Origin of the sequence: Pseudoalteromonas sp. NZS11_1, assembly GCF_015864275.1 — a bacterium.
GTDB classification, from domain to species: Bacteria; Pseudomonadota; Gammaproteobacteria; order Enterobacterales; family Alteromonadaceae; genus Pseudoalteromonas; species Pseudoalteromonas arctica.
Map to the genome: position 1 here is coordinate 66,688 of NZ_JADYXK010000001.1, position 21,635 is coordinate 88,322.

A 21,635-nucleotide genomic window follows, 5' to 3' on the forward strand; every position below is an offset into this window, starting at 1 on the left:
ACTTGGTTAATACATCATTAACAATAGTAGCTATATGAAAGAAAAGCTGTTTTCTTGGTTGAATCGTAGTTTGGATCCTAATACAGCTATAGGTGTTGCTGCTTATGCAGATACTGTTAACGCGGTATGTTTAAAAAAACAACGAGACCAATGGATAGTTCACAGCTCACATAGTGTCAACGTATCTGAACAAGCCGATTATACCGCTGCTATTGTTGCTTGCACAAATCAAGTTTCTACAGACATTTGTGCGGTTAATTTAGTTATACCGCATTACTTTTATCAAATAGTGCAAATGGATAAACCAAATCTTAGTGATGAAGAAATCATCCAATCACTCCCTTGGACTACAAAAGATTTAGTTGATATAGCCCCTGAAAATATTGTTGCTGATTTTATCGATTATCCAATAACGCTACCGATGCAAAGCAGCAAAATGAATGTGTTTATTACTAATAAGCTGCAACTACTTCCGTTTATAGACAGTTTTGAACAAACCAAACCTGTTTTGCGTGCAATGACCTCTGAAGAAATGATTCTGGTTACCTTGTTTGGCTCATATAAAGAGGCGCATATGCTGATTGTGCAGCATGCTAATCATGAACCTCGAATCTTAATTATTCGTGATGGACAATTAGTATTAGCTAGGCGATTAAATGGTTTTTTAGGTATTTCTGATAAGGATCAAAACCAAGGACTAGTAGAGGCGTTAGGGTTAGAAATTCAGCGTTCAATGGACTTTTTTGAAAGCCAGCTCAAGCAACCGCCAATTCGCAGCATACAGCTACAGTGCGATGATTTATCTTCATCAACTCTTAGAGCCGGTCTTGCAGAGTTTTTACAAGTAAAAGTTGTAGATTTTGCGCCTAACTTAGAATTAGCGCAGCAATTAGAGCCAAACTTTTATTATGCGCTCGGGGCAGCCTATCAATTAACAGATCCGGAGTCTGTGCTATGAAAACCCGGATTAATTTTTATCAAAAAACCTTACGAGTACGCCGAGACCCAGTCCCTTTGTCTGGAATGATTACGTTGTGGTTAGGTGCGCTATTAATTATTGTAATCACGTGGGCTTTTTACAGTTATAAAACTTATTCAAGTGAGCTTGATTTAGAACAAAAAAAGGAATATCTCAAACAAGGAAAAGCTCAGTTAGAAGTTGTAAAACAGCAGCTAGCAGAGAAGCAAAATAAAACAATTTTTATTAATGAGCTAAAAACACTTCAGCAAGAGGTTTTGCATAAGCAGCAAATATTTAGTTATTTAGAGCAAAGCTCAGATCAATCCGCAACCGACTATGCGCAGGTTATGCAAGATTTAGCCAAGTATCACGAGCCTAATATCTGGCTTACCCATATTAAATTTGTAGGGCAAAGTGTCACGTTTAAAGGGCAAGTATCGCAGTCAAAATTTTTACCTATGTGGTTTAATAATTTAAAGCAGTCACCTTTTTTTATTGATAAAGAATTTTCAGTTTTAGAACTGTCAACAAAAGATGGTCTGAGTGAATTTAATGTGGCGACCGACCTTGCTGATAAAGGCGCTAAACCATGAACAACAAGAAAGACAAAGGTTGGCCTATTTGGGCAAAGTATCGAGCTCAATTTGCATCGCTGCAAAAGCGTGAGAAGTATTCAACTGTATTTGTAGGCTTATTCATGGTGATTTACCTCGGTCTGTGGTTTGTTATTTTTCCACAGCAAGATGAAGTTGCTCATATTCGCTCTGAACAAAATGCAGCATTGCAGGAGTTACAGCAGATAAATGCGCAACTCTCCATGTTAAATCAAGCACTAAACTACGACTACACTAAGGTTTTACGCAGTCAAATTGCACAAACCAGAGATGAATTAGCTGAAATAAATAATCAACTTAATAGTTTTAGTCAAGGCTTTGTAGCGGCTAAAAATGTACCTGCCGTTTTAAAAGATTTGCTCGTAGATAGTAGCGCCGTAAAAGTGAGTAGCTTTAATGTCAAACCAGCACAGGCTATCGATGTAGAAAAACTAGGTGAACATGATACGCAAACATTATTTTTTGAGCATCAGATGGTCGTTACTTTAGAAGGTAGCTACTTTAGCTTACAAAAATATTTAGCCGCATTAAAAAATAATCAAGATAAGTTATTAATACAGGAGTTTAGTTATCAGGTACTAGAGTACCCTCAAGCTGAATTAACTTTACAAATTGCTACAGTGAGCGCTAATGAAAAATTTATCGCATTATAATTTATGTTTTTTATTACTTTTGTTCACTTTCGCACCCAGTGCATTAGCGCAATTACGCGATCCTACTCAACCAAATATGTATGTAAATAACAACAAGAGTGTAACTCAAAACACAGAACTTAAATTGCAATCTATTATTAAAAACAGTACAGCATTTAAGGCTATTATTTCTGGCCATATTTATCGAGTGGGTGATGCTGTAGACGATTTTCGGGTGCTAAGCATAAACTCAAAACAGGTTGTGCTAGCAAATGACGATAAACAAATAAAATTAGAATTATATGACTATGAAATTAAAAAATAATTTATCTTACCCGTGGCTTGTTCTCCTATTATTGCCTACATTTTTAACGGCTTGCCATAGCTTTAAGCCTGGTAAAGAAGTTAAAACTCATATAGAACAAGAGCTGGCTGAAGAACCTGTAGAAGCTAAAGCGATTGCGCCTTTACAGATGCCGAGTGAGCTTACCCAAAGCCTACTATCATCAATAAATAATGAGCAAACTATAAGTGATGATTTATCTATAAAGCGTTTTGATGTAGCCGCTAATGACGTTGAAATAGGTGCCTTTTTTGCAGGCTTAACGGACGATACGCCTTTTAGTGTTGCTGTGCATCCCGAGGTAAATGGCACAATTAGTTTAAATCTTAAAAGCGTTACTTTTAATGAAGTCATTGCAGTTATTAAGCGTATGTATCCTTTAGACATTGTTAATGAAGGACGAATAGTACAAGTACTGCCAGCCAAAATGCGCACAGAAACAATACCTGTAAATTATTTAATGATGCAGCGCCATGGTCAGTCTACAGTGAGTGTGGTTGCTGGTGGGGTTAGTCAATTTGCACAAAGTGGCAGTAGTTCGAGTGGTTCAAGTTCAGGTAGTAGTAACCAGCAAAATAATGAGTTTGGCGGCGATAATCAAAGCTTAGATTTAAACGGTTCTCGAATCCAAACAATTAATAAAAATGATTTTTGGAAAGAATTAGAAGTCGCCCTTAAGTCTTTAATTGGCGCAAGCGATGGGCGCTATGTTGTTGCAAGCCCACAAGCTAGTTTGGTAACCGTAAATGCACTACCAAGCGAAATTAGTCAGCTAAAAGAGTTTTTGCGTCAAAGCCAAGAAAACCTGCAACGCCAAGTTATTCTAGAAGCAAAAATAATAGAAGTAACTTTAAAAGATGAGTACCAACAGGGGGTTAACTGGGAGCGTATAGCGAGTGGTTTAGAAGGCGGTATTTCGTTTGCTACAACAGCGGGTTCTACTATTAGTAATAGTATTTCAGCCGCAATTGGTGGAGCGTCATCGCTAACCATTCAAAAAGGAGACTTTAACGGGGTTATTAATTTGCTTGAAACGCAAGGTGATGTGCAAATGCTATCTAACCCTCGAGTTACCGCTACAAACAATCAAAAAGCAGTTATAAAAGTAGGGCAAGACGAATATTTTGTTACTAATGTATCAAGTACGACGGTAACGGGTACTGCTACAACGACCTCGCCTGAAATTGATTTAACGCCGTTCTTTTCTGGTATTGCCCTTGATGTGACACCGCAGATTGACAAGTATGGCTCAGTAATTTTACATGTTCACCCTTCAGTAACTGAAACAGAAGAGCAGCTAAAAGTAATTACATTAGACGATCAACGTTTTGAGTTGCCTCTAGCACAAAGTAACATTCGAGAATCAGATACTGTTATTCGCGCTCAAAGTGGCGAAATAGTGGTTATTGGTGGTTTGATGCAAACATCAACACAGGATGAAGAATCAAAAACCCCGGTGTTGGGTGATATCCCACTATTTGGCAATTTATTTAAAAGTATTCGTAAACGCCAAGAGAAAAAAGAACTGATTATTTTAATCAAACCAACGGTTGTTATGCCAGATACGTGGAAAAAACAACAAGGTGAAAGCCGTCAGCTTTTAAAAACATGGTATGAAAACTAACCATGTATTTAAGCTTTTTTAATTTAAGTGAAATGCCTTTCACGTTAACCCCTAACACAGAGTTTTTTTGTGCACTTGAACCGCACCACGAAGCGATGCAAGTGTTAACAACAGCTATTGAAATGGGTGAAGGGTTTATTAAAGTCACTGGTGAAGTTGGCACTGGTAAAACGCTACTGTGTAGAAAGCTATTAAACCAACTTGAGCCAGATTACATTGTGGCTTATTTGCCTAATTCCTATTTAAGCCCTGAAGAACTTAGATGGGCGATTGCAATTGAGCTGGGCATGGATGTAGATAAAGCATTAGATCAGCAAGCACTAGGGCAGCTTATAAATCATCACCTACTTGACTTACAAGAAGATAATGAGCGTGTAGTGCTTTTGATAGATGAGGCGCAATGCTTGAGTTGGGAGACTCTAGAAGCGTTGAGATTATTTACAAACTTAGAAACAGAAAGCGAAAAGCTAATTCAAGTTGTGTTATTTGGGCAACCTGAACTTGATGAAAAGCTGGCAAACAATAAAGTAAGGCAATTACGCCAACGTATCAGTTTTTCGTATAAATTACGGGCGATGACTGGCGCTGAGGTTGTTTATTATATTAATCACCGCTTACAAGTTGCAGGGTTTAATAGGCCTCCTTTATTTAATAATAGTATAGGGCTCAAAATTGCTAGAGCTAGCCGTGGAATTCCTAGATTAGTTAATGTTTTATGCCACAAAGCACTATTACAAGCTTACGGTGAAGGGTTAAATACAATAACAAATCGCCATATTCAACTTGCCATAAAAGATACCGAAGACTGCGCAAAGTATCGAACCGGACAATATTGGAGCTACAGTGCTTTAATGTTTAGTGTTTTAGCTATTGCTGCCATATGGGCATGGAGGCAGTGGTTATGAGCGTTATAAATAATATGCTTAAAAATATTGAGCAACGAGAAGCTAAACAAGTAAGTACTCAAGAAGGTATAAGCTTAAAGCCGATATATGATGTAAAAAATATTGCATTTAAAGCCGTAATTTTACTTATTATGCTAAGTGTCATTTTTTTAGCATACCTATACTTACCGACCGCCGACAAAAAAGAGACTCAACGTGAGTCTGTGTTACCACAGCAAAAAATGGTCGCGGTTCTAAGCTCTAATTTATCTGATTATCAAGATGAAAAAAGTAATGTAGAACCTTTAGTTGAGCAAGATGCTGTGAAAACGGTTGTGCAAGTTGAGCAGATAAAACCAGAAGTGAATGATTTAGCTGAATCCAAGTTGAGTGAAGCAACATTACTGGTTTCTCAACCAACGGCTGAGCCAGTTGTAATTGCTGAGGTTAAACAAAGGCCTGCACTAGCTAAAGATAATGTGTTGGTAGCTAGCGAAGTTATTGTCATCAAGCCAAAAATTACTTCAGTGACTAAAACTAAGTCTCAAAATACTATGACTAAAAGCGTGGCAGAAGCTAAGTCGCCACAGGCTTTATTGATTGAGCAATTAGCCACAGCTAAACAAGCAATACAGTTTGGCTTATACAACGAAGCCATTAGTGATTTAAATATTATTTTAGCGCAATCGCCTTTACACGTAGAGGCTCGAAATTTACTCGCTGCAACCTACTTTAAACAACAAGATATAAATTCAGCACAACAGGTTTTGCAATCAGGTATTCGCCAAAACCCTAACGTACTTGAATGGCGTGTAATGCTAAGCAAAATACTCATTATGCAACAGCAGTATGAAGGAGTATTGCTGCTTTTAAGTGATGAATTTGAGACTCAAGCGAATCTTGATTTTTGGGTGTTGCAAGGTACTGCAGCACAAAGTGCGAGTAAGCACCATAAAGCACTTGAAAGCTTTAAACATCTTACACAACTACAGCCTAGTCAAGCTAAGTGGTGGCTGGCACTTGCAACTTCAAAAGATGCATTAGGAGAGTACCTCGATGCTAAACAGCTTTACAAAGTGGCTCTAGATTTAGGTGGATTAAATACAGCTATGACGCAGCATGCATTACAGCGTTTAGTTGCGCTAAAGGAGGCCGTATGAGACCTAGTTTAAAAATGCGCTTAGGGGACTTACTGGTTCATGAGCACATGATCACCGAAGCGCAACTAAGCGAAGCGCTAAACGTTCAAGCTGCGACGTGTCGTAAATTAGGTTCGACGCTTATTACACTTGAGTTTATTAGTGAACCACAACTATTACGTTTTTTAGCGCAGCAATTACAAGTACCTTTTTTAGATATATCACAGCGAAAAATATCAGCTGATGTATCTAAGCTTTTATCTGAGGTTTATGCACGTCGCTACAGAGCATTAGTAATTGAAGACAATGGTGACTCTGTTTTAGTCGGGATGAGCGATCCTGCTGATCTAAGGGGGCTTGATCAACTTGCAACTATGCTTGCTCCTAAACGAATAGATTTAGCTGTTGTACAAGAAAGTCAAATAATGGCTGCGTTTGACAACGTATATCGTCGTACAGATGAAATTACTAACTTTGCAGCACAACTCCATGAAGAATATCAAGACGTAGAAGAGTTTGATTTAAACTCTTTAGGTGATGAAACATCTGATGCAACCGTTGTAAAGCTACTGCAATCAATATTTGAAGATGCTGTGCAAGTTCGCGCATCCGATATTCACATTGAGCCAGATGAAGGTTTGCTTCGCATTCGTCAACGTGTAGATGGCATATTACAAGAGCACACTCTTAACCAAGTAAAAATAGCATCGGCACTAGTGCTACGTTTAAAGCTTATGTCGGGATTAGATATATCTGAAAAACGCCTCCCTCAGGATGGTCGCTTTAATATAAAAGTGCGCAGCCATAGTATTGATGTGCGCCTATCTACCATGCCCGTTCAGCATGGTGAATCAGTTGTAATGCGTTTGCTTGATCAATCAGCAGGATTATTATCGTTAGATGAAACAGGCATGCCAGTACACATATTAAAACGTGTACGCAGCATTATAAAACGTCCTCATGGCATGGTTTTAGTTACTGGGCCAACAGGCTCGGGTAAAACAACCACGCTATACGGTGCATTAAGTGAGTTAAACCAACAAGAAAGTAAAATTATTACAGTAGAGGATCCCGTTGAGTATCGTATTGGCCGTATTAACCAGGTACAAATAAATAATAAAATAGGGCTGAGCTTTGCAAGTATTTTACGGACCACTCTAAGGCAAGACCCTGACATTATAATGGTGGGCGAAATGCGTGACCAAGAAACCGTGGATATTGGATTAAGGGCCGCTTTAACAGGCCACCTCGTACTATCAACGTTACATACCAATGATGCAATTACCAGTGCTATGCGCTTAATCGACATGGGCGCACCAGCCTATTTAGTTGCAAGTTCACTGCGCGCGATTATTGCCCAGCGATTAGTAAGACGAGTATGTAATGACTGCAGAGTACCGTACTTGCCAGATCATCAAGAAATAAGCTGGCTAAAATATTTAGGCGAAGATGTTACTGAAGCTCAATTCTCTAAAGGGCAAGGTTGCACAGCATGTAACCATAGTGGTTATAAAGGGCGTGTAGGTATTTTTGAGTTGCTCGAAATGGATGATGCAATGATGGATGCATTACGAGTTAACGACACGCAAGGTTTTGCAAAAGCCGCTAAAAATAGCGCGAATTTTTCGCCGCTCTCAACAATGGCATTAAAATACGCCAAGCAAGGTGTTACCTCTTTAGATGAAGTATTTAAAGTGGCTGAATATATCCCAGAAATAGTAGGGGATATTGATGCAACTATATAGCTACAAAGCTAAAGACAGCAAAGGTATGTTGGTTAAAGGCCAATTAGAAGCGAGTAACCAAGCTGGCGTAGCTGATAGTTTAATGAAGCGTCAATTTATACCAATATCAATCTCTTTAGTTGAAACAAAAAATAACATCAAAATTTTTGATAATTTATTTGTCGAAAAAATAACGCTAGACGACATGATTATGTTTTCTAGGCAAATGTATTCGCTATTAAAAGCAGGTATACCAATTATACGAGCAATGGTTGGGTTGGCAGAAACAACACAAAATAAAAAATTTAAAAATGTACTAATAGAAGTTACCAAGCAGCTCGAACAAGGTCGCGACTTATCCAGTGCAATGGCTATGCATAACTTGGTGTTTAGCCGTTTAACCGTGTCAATGGTGATGGTTGGTGAAGGTTCTGGTCGATTAGAGGATGCTTTTTATCAACTCGCTATTTATTTTGAAAAAGAACAGGAAACCCGCAAACGAATAAAAGCAGCAATGCGCTACCCCACTTTTGTTATTTTGGCTCTTGTAGCAGCTATGGTTATTTTAAATATTTTTGTAATACCTACCTTTGCGAGCATGTTTGCCAAGTTTGATGCCGAATTACCGTTAATGACACAAATACTAATTGGTACTAGTAGTTTTTTTGTTAATTTCTGGTGGTTGTTGTTGATCATGGGGATTGGCGCGGTATTCGCTTGGAGGCGTTATTTAAATACAGAGCCTGGACGCTTTAAGTGGGATCAATATAAATTAAAAATTCCATTTATTGGGGATATTTTAAAACGGACATTGCTTGCGCGCTACAGTCAAAGTTTAGCTATGGTATTGCGCTCCGGTGTGCCTATGACCACTGGTTTATCACTAACAGCGCATGCCGTAGATAACAGCTATATGGAAAAAGCGATTATTACTATGCGCCAAGATATAGAAAAGGGCGATAGTTTGCTTAGGGCCTCAAAAAGTTCTCAGCTGTTTTCTCAGCTTGTATTACAGATGGTAGCGGTAGGTGAAGAAACGGGCCGGGTTGATGAGCTATTACAAGAGGCTGCTGATTATTATGAGCGTGAAGTTGATTACGATCTACGTAGTTTAACTGCAAAAATCGAACCTATTTTAACTGTGTTTGTTGCCATTATGGTGCTGATTTTAGCGTTGGGTATTTTTATGCCTATGTGGAACATGATGTCAGCGATTAAAGGTAATTAACCAAGTGATTGCGTCAAAGGCTTACTCAAAAGGTTTCTCATTATTTGAGTTAGTTATTGTTGTTATTTTACTGGCAGTAATTTTGAGCTTTGCTATACCTCAATATATAGGTATTAAAAATCAAGCGCATAATGCAAGCGTAGATGCTATTGCAGGTGGCTTTTCATCAGCCGTTGGCATGGTTAGGGGTCAATGGGAATTAGAGGGGAGGCCAAATAGTAGGTCAAATAAAACATTTGTTAATTATGGAGGAGTAATAGTTGGTGTTGATGGAATGTTAGGTACACCAACAAGTGATGAAACAGAAAAAAAAGATACTCGGGTAAAAGCTGTAAATGCTAATAAATGCCGCCAAGTATTAAATGTAATTTTACAAGATGCACCCAGTAGTACGTTAAGTAATGAAATATCAAGAATAAAAAGTGTAAGTTTTTTAGTTAGGTACAATGCAGAAAGTTCGCAATGCGTCTATTATTTAACTCATACCATTGATATTAAAAGTATACCTAGCAATACGGGTAAAATATTAGGGTTAACAGGTTTTTCATATTTTGCTAAAACAGGCAAAGTAAAAATATTTAAAAATTAAGTAATTTAAAAGAGGCTTACTTATGAAAACGCAATCGTTAAAAAGTTTACCAATGAATAAACAAGCAGGTTTTACACTTGTTGAATTGATCATCGTAATTGTTATTTTAGGTATTTTAGCTGTTACTGCAGCACCTCGTTTTTTAAACTTGCAAGGTGATGCCAATGCTTCAACACTTGAAGGTTTACAAGGGTCGATTCGCAGTGGGATGAATATCGTAAATGGTAAGGCTATTATTGCAAGTTTACATAAAAAAACCGCCGCTGAAAACGCTGAGATAACAGGAGATAATGGTGAAAATGTTCCTATTGTTTTTGGTTATCCAGCAGCTTCACTCATTGCATTTAATGCATTTTTAGATGTAGATTTTGCGGAAGGCACTGCTACAGGAACAACCGTGGATACTGGTGATTTTAATCTTGTACAGGTTGCAGCTGATAAGAAAGTAATAATTTTCCCAAATAGCTATGTACAGACAGACCTATGTCGCATCGAATATACAGAAGCTAGTGATGCGAATGCAGGTACCCCCCCAGTTTCAGTAGAAAAACCTACTATTGATATTTATTTAACGGGCTGTTAATTACATAAATGATAAGCAGTAGTAAGCAACGATTGCGTGGCTTCACACTCATTGAGTTAATTATTACTCTAGTAATATTGGGAATACTGTCGGTAACGGCAGTTCCCAAATTTCTGGGCAGCTCAACAGAAGATGCCTATTCGTATAGAGATCGTACTTTAAATGCACTGAGAACAGTGCAGCTACGTGCAATGCAAAATACAGCCATTTCAAGTTGTCATACCCTTTATATTACCTCCACACTTATTGCTCCCTCCACACCCGATACATGTACCGGTGGAGCAGATACCAATAACACCGATCATTTAGTGGTACAAATAAACACGCAAAGAAGTGATATAACATTTAGCGCTTTAGATAGTAACGCGAATATATTTACCCAAATTAGTTTTGATCCTTTAGGTAAATCAAATCAAACCTGTACTACGCAGTGTCGAATAGATGTTGGATTAGCTGGCGTATGCATAAGTGGTGAAGGGCTTATATATGCGTGCCCTTAAAGTAAAAGGTTTTACCTTAATTGAGCTTATTATTGGCATAGTTATGTTTGCGATTGCATTGAGCATTATTACAGCTTTAATTGCCCCACAAGCCAAAAAAAGTGCAGAGCCTATTGTGGCTTTAAGAGCCTCTGAATTTGGCCAATCACTAATGAACGAAATTCAAAGTAAATCATTTGATGAACACAGCGACAGAAGCTCTCCTTTTAAGCGGTGTGGCGAAATATCTATAGGTGCTGAGGCTTGTACCGCACCTGCTGACTTCGGAGTAGATAACTCAGAAACCAGAACCAGTTATAACGATGTAGATGACTATATTGCACTGTCTAACCAGCCTATTACTAATAGCTTAGGTGAGGTGTTAAGGGAGTACAGCGACTTTAATTTAGTTGTTACTGTTGAGTACGATAGCGACTTTAACGAATCGACCACCAACGATGGCACAACCTTTAAGCGTATTACTATTGAAGTAACATCACCCTTAGGCGAAGTTTACGGATTTAGTGCATATAAAGGGAATTACTAATGCAAAGAGCTAAATACCAAAATGCATTTACCCTTATAGAACTATTACTTGTCATGGTTATTATTGGTATTTTAGCCGTAAGTGCATTTTCATTTATTGGTGCTGGAGTCAGTATTTACTCACAAGGGGTTGAGCGCCAAGAAGCAGTAGCTCAGGCCCGCTTTTTAATAACGCGACTTAGTAAAGAGCTTCGCCACGCTACGCCAAATTCGTTAAGGCTTTCTTGCGATAACAGCACTAGCGGAGCGTGCAGTGCTCAGCAGTGCTTAGAATTTACGCCGTTTTTATCGGCGACTCACTATACAAATTACCTACCTACCGTAGCGCCTTTTAATGTTAGCGCTGTTGATTTTGAACTTAATAATTTAACGCAGCCGCAAGCTGGAGATTGGGCAACTATTTACCCATTAAGCAGTGCTGATATATATGATGAAAATAATAGTAAGCGCTTGCAAGTATCAGCATTTAATAGTTCAGCGAGCGAAATTGATGAGTGGCAATTTAGTAAAGCATTTGCCCAAGAGTCGCCGAGTAAACGCCTTTATTTACTCTCTCAACCTGTAAGTTTTTGCGTTGAAGGGCAGTATTTATATAGATATACCAATTACGGTTTTATTGTTAATCAATTAGATGCCGTGAGCTTACAAATAAGCAGTGGTGTTAAACGTGATTTATTAGGTATTTACATTGCCAATAATTTAGCGAGCGATTTATTTTTTACTCTTGATGCGCTCTCCCTACAAAGAAACGCTGTGCTTAATGTGAATGCGCAAATGCAATTTAACGATACTGAAGTAATGAATTTTAACCATGAGGTGCATATTCCTAATGTACCTTAAAAAAAATCATCACGGAAAAGCCTTACCCAGTAAACAAAAAGGGAACTTAATAATTGTTTCTTTGGTAATTATTGTTGCTTTATTAGCACTAGGGTTAGCATTAGTTAAAGTGCTTTCTGGTGCATCACAACAAAATACGATTGAGTATTATGGGGCTCGCGCTTTTATGGCAGCACAAAGTGGATTAGAAAGTGGTTTAACGCAACTCTTTCCAATAAATAGCTCAGTGCAAAACTGTGCATCAGTTACAACTAATTTAACCTTTCAAACTGCATATTTAGCTAATTGTAACGTGCTGGTGAGTTGCGATGAATATATAGACCTACCCGACAGCAGCACAACAAACGGGCTTGTTAATATTTATTACTTACAAAGTAGTGCAACGTGCGCCGCAATTGATTGCCCTGCAGGAAATGATTGCAGAAAGGATTATTGGGAAACACAAAGAACACTCAGTGTGGAGGCTAAAACTTTACCATGATAAAAAGTGCATTAGTCATTATATTTTTTAGCTGCGTGTTACTTTGTAATCACGCAAATGCAGTGCCTCCAAAAATCGAGGGCCGTTATATAGAGCTGCAAGATACATACACATCGCCTGTTTGGACAAAAGTAAATTTTCAACAGCAATATATAACGCCTCCTGCTGTATTTATGCTCTCAACAAACCAAGGTGGAAACCCTGCAATAATAAGAATACGTAATATAACCACAACTAGCTTTGAGGCCTTACCGCTTGAACCTTCAGGAGAAGATGGTGGACATATTAGTATGGGGGCGCACTATTTAGCTGTTGAGTATGGTGTGCATCAATTTCCAGACGGCACAATTATGGAAGTGGGCAGTACAGACTTATTACTCGAATTACAGTATGGCTCTAAGTCTGGCTTTGCTCCACTGACACCTAAAGGCTATAAGTCTTTAACATTTGCTGAACCGTTTACTCAAAGGCCAAACTTTTTCCATTCGTTACAAACACTCAATAGCATAGACAGCAATCCACCTTCTGAGGCATTAATTCCGTTTTTAACAGTTGCAGTAGAAAGTAATTCGCTATCTGCCAGCGGCGTTAATATTGCTTTAGAGGCATCTGAAACAGCACTTGGGCTCATAAAAAACGAAACTGTTGCTTACATGGCAGTGGAGCCAGGAAGTAACCGCACATTTACTGACGATAATGGCGTTGAGGTATCGTGGGAAACTTTTTTCACAGGCTTTGAAATTGACGGTTGGAGCGATGGCTGTAATTACTTTAGTTTTACTAATAACTTTAGTGTGGCTCCTTTGGTGGTTGCAAGTAAAAACTCACGCCAAGAAGATGATGGCGGGTGGCTACGCAGCTGTAACCTAAGAACTGACAGGCTAGGGCTTGTTGTTGACGAAGACCGTGATGGCGATAACGAGCGCCGTCACGTAAACGAGGAAGCATCAATACTCGCCATGACCAGTACCTTTGTATTTAATGGTGATATTTTAGATTGTGATACGTTATTCCCAGGCGCTATTTCTACTTATAACAACGGTGAAGTACAGCTGGTGCAGGGGGTAGAAATAACCGATGGTAATGCGCAGTTTGTCACCACCACAAATTTAATTTCTACAGCGCTGACGAGCCCTCCTTTGTGTAATGGTCAGGCGTGTGTTGCTGGTGGTTATAACTCTTTAGAACCGAATCAAGCGGCGCAGGTGCCAACGGTTACAAATGATGGTAGCTCAACAGGGCCCGTACCTACTTCTTTAGCTGGCGACTATTATTACGATGAGTTGCAGTTAAGTATGCTGGAAACACAATACAGAGTAACAGCGCCTACACGTATTTTTTTAAAAGACACAACCTCACTTCTATCAACTTCATTTTTGAATATAGGTAAAACAAATATAGTAGTAGAAACTGGCGCGTACTTGGCTATTTATGTCGATGGTGCGGTTGCTATTGCAGCCGATGCAAATATTGCGGGCTATATTGTTGCCACTGGTGAGGTAAGAATCGCTCAAAATGTGACGTATCAGGGATCAATTACATCGGCTACTCAAATTATTACCGAAGGGAGCTCAACGTTTGACGCTCTACCAGTACCCGAAAGTATCCCTGGTTTTTGTGGTATTTATACACCAGAAACACTGGATCATTATCGTTTAACAATAAGCGATAACAAAGGTCTAACGTGTGAAGCTAAAGAAATGACACTAACAGCCTGCGCTAATGATGCCTGCGACTTATTATTTGCGGAACCCTCTAGTTTAAACCTTTCTCCAGATAATAGTGGTCAGCAAAGTTGGGTTACAGGGGAGAATATTAATTTTACAGGCTCAACAACTGTTGAGTTTGCTAAACGTACAACTGGTAGCGTTACATTTGGATATAACACTGCTGATCCTTCTGCACCTCTTCGTTGTTATATCGGTGGTAATAATGTTGGTTTGAGTGGCTGTAAAGTTACGTTTTCTGATGCTGGATTTATTTTTAATAATGATACAGATGGAAATACTACAATTCCTACTCAGTTATCAGCAAAGCCTTCAAATACTGGATTTAATGCAAAAGCGCTATCTATTCAAGCGGTAAAAACAAATACCACTACGGGCGTATGCGAAGCTGCATTTCCCGCTGGTGGTGATGTAAGCTTAGATTTATCGTATACATGCAGTGCTGGTGCAAGTTGTTCTGATACGGTTTCACTTAGTAACAACAATAATACCTTTGCGGTCGAGCAAGCAGCTAAATCGTTCACGCTAAACTTTGATAGTGAGTCTAAAGCACCGATTGTTATAAATTATCCCGATGCAGGAAAGTTGAGTTTAAATGTAAACACCAATTTAATTTTAGACCCAGTCACTAATTTATCAGTAAATTTAACGGGTAGTTCAAATGAGTATGTTGTAAAGCCATTCGGATTAGCGATGGAAATTGCAAGTGATGGTTATGCAGCAGACGCTGATGGAAGTTTATTTAGATTAACTGGCGAAGCATTTGATTTAAAGATGAATGCGGTGCGATGGCAAACAGGGCAAGACACTAACAACGATGGTTACCCAGATAACTACAGCAATATAATAAATAACACCATTGCCAAGCACTTTATTACAGAGCAACCACTTGTAGAGGCATTACTTAAAGCGCCTACGCCAGGCGTTCAAGGTACGCTTGAAGCGATGAGCACTGTTGCCTTTAGTGACACAGGCAGTTTGAGTGAATCTATATCGCAGTATAATTACGACCAAGTTGGCATCATTGATTTAACAGCAGGTCTGCAAGATGCCGATTACTTTGGCGCCGGAGATGTAAAAGGTGAGCTGTACAACGTTGGTCGTTTTGCACCTTCGCAGTTTCAGGTAGTGGGGGTTCAAGCTGCTGCGCAATGCACGCAATACGGGAGTAATTTAACTTATCTTGATCAACCTTTTGAACTTGGCTTTACAGTACAAGCACAAAATCAAAATGGTGTGCTAATGACTAATTATAAAGAGGGCTTTGATAAATCGAGTGTAGACGTTAATGCCGAAAATAATGAAGTAGGTAACTATGTACCTGCAACTAATTTTGCTAGCCGCTTAGTAAACCTAGGAAATAATAACTGGGGAGATACAAACGATGGCCAATGGCAAATGAGTCAAATAAATACCACACTTAAAAGGTTAGGTGTAGGACAAGCAGACGGACCGTTCGCTATGGTGAGCTTAATGGCAACGCTTTCTGACATAGAAGGGGCAACACTCATTGATGCAAATGATAAACCTAATACACAAACAGCATGCTCGGGTGGTTGTAATAGCGTACGACTAAATGCATTACCAATAGAGTTTAGATTTGGACGCTTAGTACTTGGTAATAACGCAGGCTCCGATCTCGACCCTTTACTTATTCCTATTCAGGCTCAGTATTACAACGGCAGTGGATTTGTAAATAACGCTGAAGATAATTGTAGTGTATTTGATCATACCCAAATCACTCAAATAGCACCTAGCAGCCCACAATTAACCTATAAATACGGAAATGATGCATCTGGCCAGCTAGAGGCGGGTGTGTATCCGGCAGATAACGGTATTTATGCACAGCCAAATGGTTTGGGTGAATTTACCTTAGAATATAATACTTATGATTGGTTAAAGTGGGATTGGCAGGACGATGGAACACAGCTTGATCCTCGTACTATTTTACAATTTGGACGCTTTAGAGGAAATGATCGGGTTATTTACTGGCGTGAAACACGCGAATAGTTGTAAACTAATATAATAATTGAACAAAGCTTGTGTTTTGTGCTGCAAGTACATAGCATAAGGCTTTAATTATAAAAAATAATAACGACCAAATAATTGCCGCTTTTTGGGACTGGAATATATGCGAATTACTCCTTTATCTCTGTTAATTTCAGCTAGTTTGTTAGCTAGTAGTGCATTTGCACAAGACACAGCTACAGTGACTGGAATTGACTCAGAGATTAGTGTTAAACAGACAGAATACGATAACTCGACAAGAATACTTGAAAAACATCTTAAAGAAGAAAGTCAGTTACAAAATCAATTAGAGCTACTTCGTTCTCGTTCTACAGAGCTAGATAAAGAAAAAAACCAAGCGCTCGATGCGATGAACGAAATGTACCGTCGTTTAATTGATGATCCCACTATTAATATTAGTGCGGCTCAATCACGCTATCAAAAAGCGGTGATTGATCATAAGCAAAATAAAGATGACATTTCTATGCAGTTGGCGGCAATTGCATCCCACCGTAAAGATATAGAACAAATTCGTGTTGCTAAGCATACGCTTTTAAATACATTAGAAAGTTTAAAAGAGCAGTTAACTACAGCCCGCGTAGAGCGTTTACGTAACGAGTTTACACGTGAAGGTACGCTTGAGGTTAACCACACTATTAACTGTAAGCGAACAGAAACGCTAGCAGCATGTGAGCAACGCGGTCAGCAAATGGGTCTACAAAAAGCAACTAAACGCTTTGTTGATCAAATTTTTGCAAATCTAACAGAAGAGCGCATTGTTGAGCCAAAACGTAATTTGGCGGGCGCTCAAGTACAAATATTAAGTAGCCATGTAGTTAACAGTGCATTTAGCGGCCAAGGTAATTACAACGTGAACTTAAGCGTAACTATGCGTGGCGAAGTTAATAGCAGCCGTTTATGTAGCTTATTAAGCATAGATAACCGCTATTGTTCTGAGTATGGCACGCCGCTTACGGCTGCTTATCAACCAGCGTATAACAATACATTTACTGATAGTCAGTTAACATTCAGTAATAGCGCGGATAATAGCAACACGGTTTCGGTTTCTCGTTTAAATGAGCAGCCAATACGTGATTATTCAGTTAAACCTGCATCGGTAAAAAAAGATTACCCTTCTATCCTTAATAAGAAGAAGGATCAATCAGTAGAGCTGACATTACGATCAAACGTATACGACGATGAAGTGTTTATCGATGGTGTAAGCTTTGGCTCAACACGCTTGATTACACGTTTACCGCCGGGCATTCATAACATTGAAATACGTAAACTTGGTTATAAACCTTATCAAGCACGTGTTGATTTGAATAAAGCGCAAACAATTAATGCAAATTTAGTAAAAAAGCCTAAGTCGATTGCTGCACCGACCTATACTCGAGAGCAACCAGAAGTAACAACACGCCAGGTTAGTGAAAACGTTAATGTATTAAATGCAAACGTTGAAACGCCGGTTGTCGTTATTCCTGCAGGCAAATTTAAAATGGGCGATATCAACGGCAATGGTTTAGCTAATGAACGTCCAGTAATTGAAAAAGTAATAGCGAATTCTTTCGCTATGCAAAGTAAAGAAGTAACCGTGGGTGCCTACGAAAAGTTTGTAGCAAATACAGGTTATAAAACTCAAGCGGAAAAAAATAAAGGGTGTGCGTATTATTTAAATGGCGAACCAGTATGGGAAGCAAATTTAAATTGGCGTAATCCTGGTTTTGAGCAAGGTAGTGACTTTCCTGCTGTATGTTTAACTTATAACGATGCAAAAGCTTACGCTGAGTGGTTATCGGGTCAAACAGGACAGCAATTTCGTTTACCTAACGAAGTTGAGTGGGAATACGCAGCACGCGCAGGAACCGAAACAGAATACCCTTGGGGTAACGAAATTGGTAAAAACCTAGCTAACTGTGGTTGGTGTGGTAGTGAATGGTCAAACAGACGTGCATCACCAGTAGGTTCTTTTTCTCCAAATGCATTTGGATTATACGATACCGTAGGCAATGTATGGGAATGGACCGATAAAGAATCAGGTGAGTCTGATGTAGCAGTAAGAGGCGGAGCGTGGAACTTTGCACCAAGCCTTGCTCGCGCATCTACGCGTTTAATTTTAGCGCCTGATTTTAGATCTAACTACATTGGTTTTCGCTTAGTTCGCGAACGATAAAATTCAATTAAGGAAGCTTTGCTTCCTTTTTTCATAAATTCACAAAGGCGCTGCGCTTTATATTGCTCATACAGTTGAGCATGTTAAAGTGAGGCAGCTAATATAAGAACGTATTTCAAAGGTCATCCAGCCTCATGTTTAAAAAACTCCGTGGTATTTTTTCTAACGATCTATCGATCGACTTGGGTACAGCCAATACCCTAATTTATGTAAAAGACGAAGGCATTGTATTAAATGAACCTTCAGTAGTTGCTATCCGCCAAGAACGTGCTGGTGGGCCTAAAAGTGTTGCATCTGTAGGTACAGAAGCAAAGCTTATGTTAGGTCGTACACCGGGTAATATAAAAGCGATTCGTCCAATGAAAGACGGTGTTATAGCCGACTTTTTTGTAACAGAAAAAATGTTACAACACTTTATTAAACAGGTTCACAACAATAACTTTATGCGCCCAAGTCCGCGTGTACTAATTTGTGTACCATGTGGGGCTACTCAAGTAGAAAAACGTGCAATACGTGAATCTGCAATGGGTGCAGGCGCTCGTGAAGTTTACTTAATTGAAGAACCAATGGCAGCGGCTATTGGTGCAGGCTTACCAGTATCAGAAGCAACAGGCTCTATGGTTGTTGATATTGGTGGTGGTACAACTGAAGTTGCTATTATTTCACTTAATGGTGTTGTTTACTCATCATCTGTTCGTATTGGTGGTGATAAATTTGACGAAGCTATTATTAATTATGTACGCCGTAACTTTGGTAGCTTAATCGGTGAAGCGACAGCAGAAAATATTAAGCATCAAATTGGCTCTGCGTTTAAAACTGATGAGCCAATCGAAATTGAAGTACGCGGTCGTAACCTTGCAGAAGGTGTTCCGCGTTCATTTACACTGAACTCACACGAAATCTTAGAAGCTCTACAAGAGCCGCTAATGGGTATTGTGAGTGCAGTAATGGTTGCGCTTGAGCAATCACCACCAGAGCTGGCATCAGATATTTCTGCGCACGGTATGGTACTTACTGGCGGTGGCGCATTGTTAAAAGATTTAGACCGTTTATTAATGGAAGAAACGGGTATTCCGGTTGTTGTTGCCGATGATCCACTTACATGTGTTGCACGTGGTGGTGGTAAGGCACTTGAAATGATCGATGTTCATGGTGGTGACGTTTTTAGTTACGACTAATGAAATTAATGTTTGGACGCACAGTCTCTTTGCAACTGCGACTTTTTGTCGCAGTGCTTTTGAGTATCGTACTCATAGTTGGAGACAGATATACGCAAGGTGGTACCGTTGTTCGTACCAGCCTAAATACTTTAGTTAGCCCACTCATTTATGTTGCTAATTTACCCTACGAACTATTTAGCTTAAGTGCTAAAAGTCTACATACGCGGGATCAACTTCTTACCGAAAACGAAGCGCTGAAAAAAAAGCAAATGCTACAAAGCGAGCAACTTCAGCAGTATCAATTTCTAGCCAGAGAAAATCAAAAACTACGCGCCTTATTAGGCTCATCAGCAAAGCAACCAAATCGTAAAATTATTGCTCAAGTACTTTCTGTACATTCAAATCCATATAGTCATCAGGTTGTTATTAATCGTGGTACTACTGATGGGCTCAGTGAAAGCCAAGCCGTAATTGATGAGATGGGTGTAGTAGGGCAATTAACTAAAGTAGGGTCAACTACGTCACGCGTATTACTCATGACCGACACTACGCATGCCACACCTGTGCGTATACTGCGTAACGATGTGCGAACTGTTGTTGAGGGCATAGGTAAAATTAACGTCGTTAAGCTCTCTCACGTTCCGCACAGCTTAGATGTGCGAATTGGCGATGTACTTGTTACATCAGGATTAGGTGGCACATTCCCTGAGGGATACCCGGTGGCTGTAGTAACCGAAATAAACCGTGATGAAGGCCGCCCGTTTGCACAAGTTTTTGCAGAACCTATTGCGCAATTAGATCGCATTCGTTTGCTGGTTATTTTATGGCGTAATCAACAGGAGCAAATCAGCGATGATTAACCGTTATTCATTGTTAATTGCGCTAAGCATCTTTTTTGCGTTAATAATGGCATTAATGCCGCTCCCTTTTTCGTTTGAACCATTTAGACCTGACTGGGTTTTACTTGTACTTATGTATTGGTCGTTGGCAGTACCGCATCGTTTAAATATTGGTACTGCTTGGGTTGTTGGTTTATTAATAGATTTAGCATCTGGCTCACCGCTAGGTGTGAACTCGCTTACATTTTCAATATGTATATTTGTAACCGCGAGCAACTTTCAAAAAATTCGTAACTTTTCGCTTTGGCAACAAAGCTTATTAATTGGTTTGTTTTTAACGCTGTATCATTTAATGCAGTTTTGGCTAAATCACTTTTTGTTAGGGGTTTACTTTAATCCACAGTATTTATGGCCAGTAGCAACCGGAATGGTTAGTTGGTTTTGGGTGTTTTTACTACTTCGTAAATATCGCAGACATTTTAGGATCAGGTAATGACTACCGCAGTATATTTGGCATCAGCCTCTCCCCGTCGTAAAGAGTTATTAAGCCAATTAGGTGTCGAATTTACACAATTTAGTGTTGATGCAGATGAAAGCCCACTTCCAAACGAGCAACCTAGAGCACTTGTTGAGCGTTTAGCACGCTTGAAAGCCCAAAGCGGTGTAGAGCTTGGATATACCGATCGCCCTGTACTTGGTAGTGATACCGTGGTTGTTATCGATAACGAATCACTGGGTAAACCTCGTGATAAAAACGATTTTATACACACATTAAAACGTTTATCAGGTAACACACATCAAGTACTTACCGCAGTTGCATTTGCGACGCAAAATGATGTGCTTAGCTGTATTGTAAGCACAGATGTCACCTTTAAAACTTTAACTGATGAAGAAATAAATACCTACTGGGATTCTAATGAGCCACAAGATAAAGCCGGTGGCTACGGTATCCAAGGTTTAGGCGGCCGCTTTGTAACTCACATTGCGGGTAGCTATTTTTCTGTTGTAGGCTTACCTTTATATGAAACCGAACAATTATTAAAAACATTCTTAAGAAGGTAA

21 protein-coding genes are annotated in these 21,635 nt (G+C 39.2%); all 21 read left to right on the forward strand.

Going from position 1 to position 21,635, the window contains the following annotated elements; translation table 11 throughout:
* The first annotated feature begins 34 nt into the window (after positions 1-34).
* The 21 genes from I6F44_RS00265 (at position 35) to I6F44_RS00365 (ending at position 21,635) form a co-directional block, all read left to right on the forward strand.
* Complete coding sequence (locus I6F44_RS00265) at positions 35-958, forward strand: MSHA biogenesis protein MshI (protein WP_121953571.1); 924 nt, start codon at positions 35-37, stop codon at positions 956-958.
* On the forward strand, positions 955-1,554 hold the full coding sequence (locus tag I6F44_RS00270) for a PilN domain-containing protein (protein ID WP_231612761.1): 600 nt from the start codon (positions 955-957) through the stop codon (positions 1,552-1,554). Before I6F44_RS00265 ends, I6F44_RS00270 begins: the two co-directional genes overlap by 4 nt.
* On the forward strand, positions 1,551-2,228 hold the full coding sequence (locus I6F44_RS00275) for an agglutinin biogenesis protein MshJ (protein WP_121953570.1): 678 nt from the start codon (positions 1,551-1,553) through the stop codon (positions 2,226-2,228). Before I6F44_RS00270 ends, I6F44_RS00275 begins: the two co-directional genes overlap by 4 nt.
* Positions 2,206-2,532 (forward strand): agglutinin biogenesis protein MshK, encoded by a 327-nt coding sequence (locus tag I6F44_RS00280; protein WP_024594540.1) that lies wholly within the window; start codon positions 2,206-2,208, stop codon positions 2,530-2,532. The genes I6F44_RS00275 and I6F44_RS00280 overlap by 23 nt, the downstream gene beginning before the upstream one ends.
* A complete protein-coding gene (gene mshL, locus I6F44_RS00285; protein WP_121953575.1) occupies positions 2,516-4,174 on the forward strand; it encodes a pilus (MSHA type) biogenesis protein MshL in 1,659 nt (552 codons plus the stop codon). The genes I6F44_RS00280 and mshL overlap by 17 nt, the downstream gene beginning before the upstream one ends.
* A 2-nt stretch (positions 4,175-4,176) precedes the next feature.
* Entirely contained in the window at positions 4,177-5,079 is a 903-nt protein-coding gene (locus I6F44_RS00290) for an ExeA family protein (protein WP_121953569.1), read from the forward strand.
* Entirely contained in the window at positions 5,076-6,218 is a 1,143-nt protein-coding gene (locus I6F44_RS00295) for a tetratricopeptide repeat protein (RefSeq protein ID WP_121953568.1), read from the forward strand. Before I6F44_RS00290 ends, I6F44_RS00295 begins: the two co-directional genes overlap by 4 nt.
* A complete protein-coding gene (locus I6F44_RS00300) occupies positions 6,215-7,942 on the forward strand; it encodes a GspE/PulE family protein (RefSeq protein ID WP_197173084.1) in 1,728 nt (575 codons plus the stop codon). Before I6F44_RS00295 ends, I6F44_RS00300 begins: the two co-directional genes overlap by 4 nt.
* Positions 7,929-9,149 (forward strand): type II secretion system F family protein, encoded by a 1,221-nt coding sequence (locus I6F44_RS00305; RefSeq protein ID WP_121953566.1) that lies wholly within the window; start codon positions 7,929-7,931, stop codon positions 9,147-9,149. The genes I6F44_RS00300 and I6F44_RS00305 overlap by 14 nt, the downstream gene beginning before the upstream one ends.
* A 4-nt stretch (positions 9,150-9,153) precedes the next feature.
* A complete protein-coding gene (locus tag I6F44_RS00310; protein ID WP_121953565.1) occupies positions 9,154-9,738 on the forward strand; it encodes a pilus assembly FimT family protein in 585 nt (194 codons plus the stop codon).
* Between the two features lie 22 nt (positions 9,739-9,760).
* The gene (locus I6F44_RS00315) at positions 9,761-10,321 is read left to right on the forward strand and encodes a prepilin-type N-terminal cleavage/methylation domain-containing protein (protein WP_121953564.1); all 561 of its coding nucleotides are present in this window, start codon (positions 9,761-9,763) and stop codon (positions 10,319-10,321) included.
* An 8-nt stretch (positions 10,322-10,329) separates the two neighbouring features.
* Entirely contained in the window at positions 10,330-10,821 is a 492-nt protein-coding gene (locus I6F44_RS00320) for a type II secretion system protein (RefSeq protein WP_121953563.1), read from the forward strand.
* Positions 10,808-11,347 carry a type IV pilus modification PilV family protein gene (locus I6F44_RS00325; protein WP_121953562.1) on the forward strand — a complete coding sequence of 180 codons (540 nt, stop codon included), beginning with the start codon at positions 10,808-10,810 and terminating at the stop codon, positions 11,345-11,347. The genes I6F44_RS00320 and I6F44_RS00325 overlap by 14 nt, the downstream gene beginning before the upstream one ends.
* Positions 11,347-12,186 (forward strand): PulJ/GspJ family protein, encoded by an 840-nt coding sequence (locus I6F44_RS00330; RefSeq protein WP_121953561.1) that lies wholly within the window; start codon positions 11,347-11,349, stop codon positions 12,184-12,186. The genes I6F44_RS00325 and I6F44_RS00330 overlap by 1 nt, the downstream gene beginning before the upstream one ends.
* Complete coding sequence (locus I6F44_RS00335; RefSeq protein ID WP_121953560.1) at positions 12,176-12,667, forward strand: agglutinin biogenesis protein MshP; 492 nt, start codon at positions 12,176-12,178, stop codon at positions 12,665-12,667. The genes I6F44_RS00330 and I6F44_RS00335 overlap by 11 nt, the downstream gene beginning before the upstream one ends.
* Positions 12,664-16,404, forward strand: coding sequence for an H-type lectin domain-containing protein (locus I6F44_RS00340; RefSeq protein WP_197173085.1), 3,741 nt, complete (start codon positions 12,664-12,666; stop codon positions 16,402-16,404). The genes I6F44_RS00335 and I6F44_RS00340 overlap by 4 nt, the downstream gene beginning before the upstream one ends.
* A 121-nt stretch (positions 16,405-16,525) precedes the next feature.
* Entirely contained in the window at positions 16,526-18,574 is a 2,049-nt protein-coding gene (locus I6F44_RS00345; protein ID WP_024598044.1) for an SUMF1/EgtB/PvdO family nonheme iron enzyme, read from the forward strand.
* 134 nt (positions 18,575-18,708) lie between these two features.
* Positions 18,709-19,752, forward strand: coding sequence for a rod shape-determining protein (locus tag I6F44_RS00350; protein WP_007586338.1), 1,044 nt, complete (start codon positions 18,709-18,711; stop codon positions 19,750-19,752).
* A complete protein-coding gene (gene mreC, locus I6F44_RS00355) occupies positions 19,752-20,594 on the forward strand; it encodes a rod shape-determining protein MreC (RefSeq protein ID WP_180961366.1) in 843 nt (280 codons plus the stop codon). The genes I6F44_RS00350 and mreC overlap by 1 nt, the downstream gene beginning before the upstream one ends.
* Entirely contained in the window at positions 20,587-21,066 is a 480-nt protein-coding gene (gene mreD / locus I6F44_RS00360) for a rod shape-determining protein MreD (protein ID WP_007586341.1), read from the forward strand. Before mreC ends, mreD begins: the two co-directional genes overlap by 8 nt.
* Positions 21,066-21,635 carry a Maf family protein gene (locus I6F44_RS00365; protein WP_121953558.1) on the forward strand — a complete coding sequence of 190 codons (570 nt, stop codon included), beginning with the start codon at positions 21,066-21,068 and terminating at the stop codon, positions 21,633-21,635. The genes mreD and I6F44_RS00365 overlap by 1 nt, the downstream gene beginning before the upstream one ends.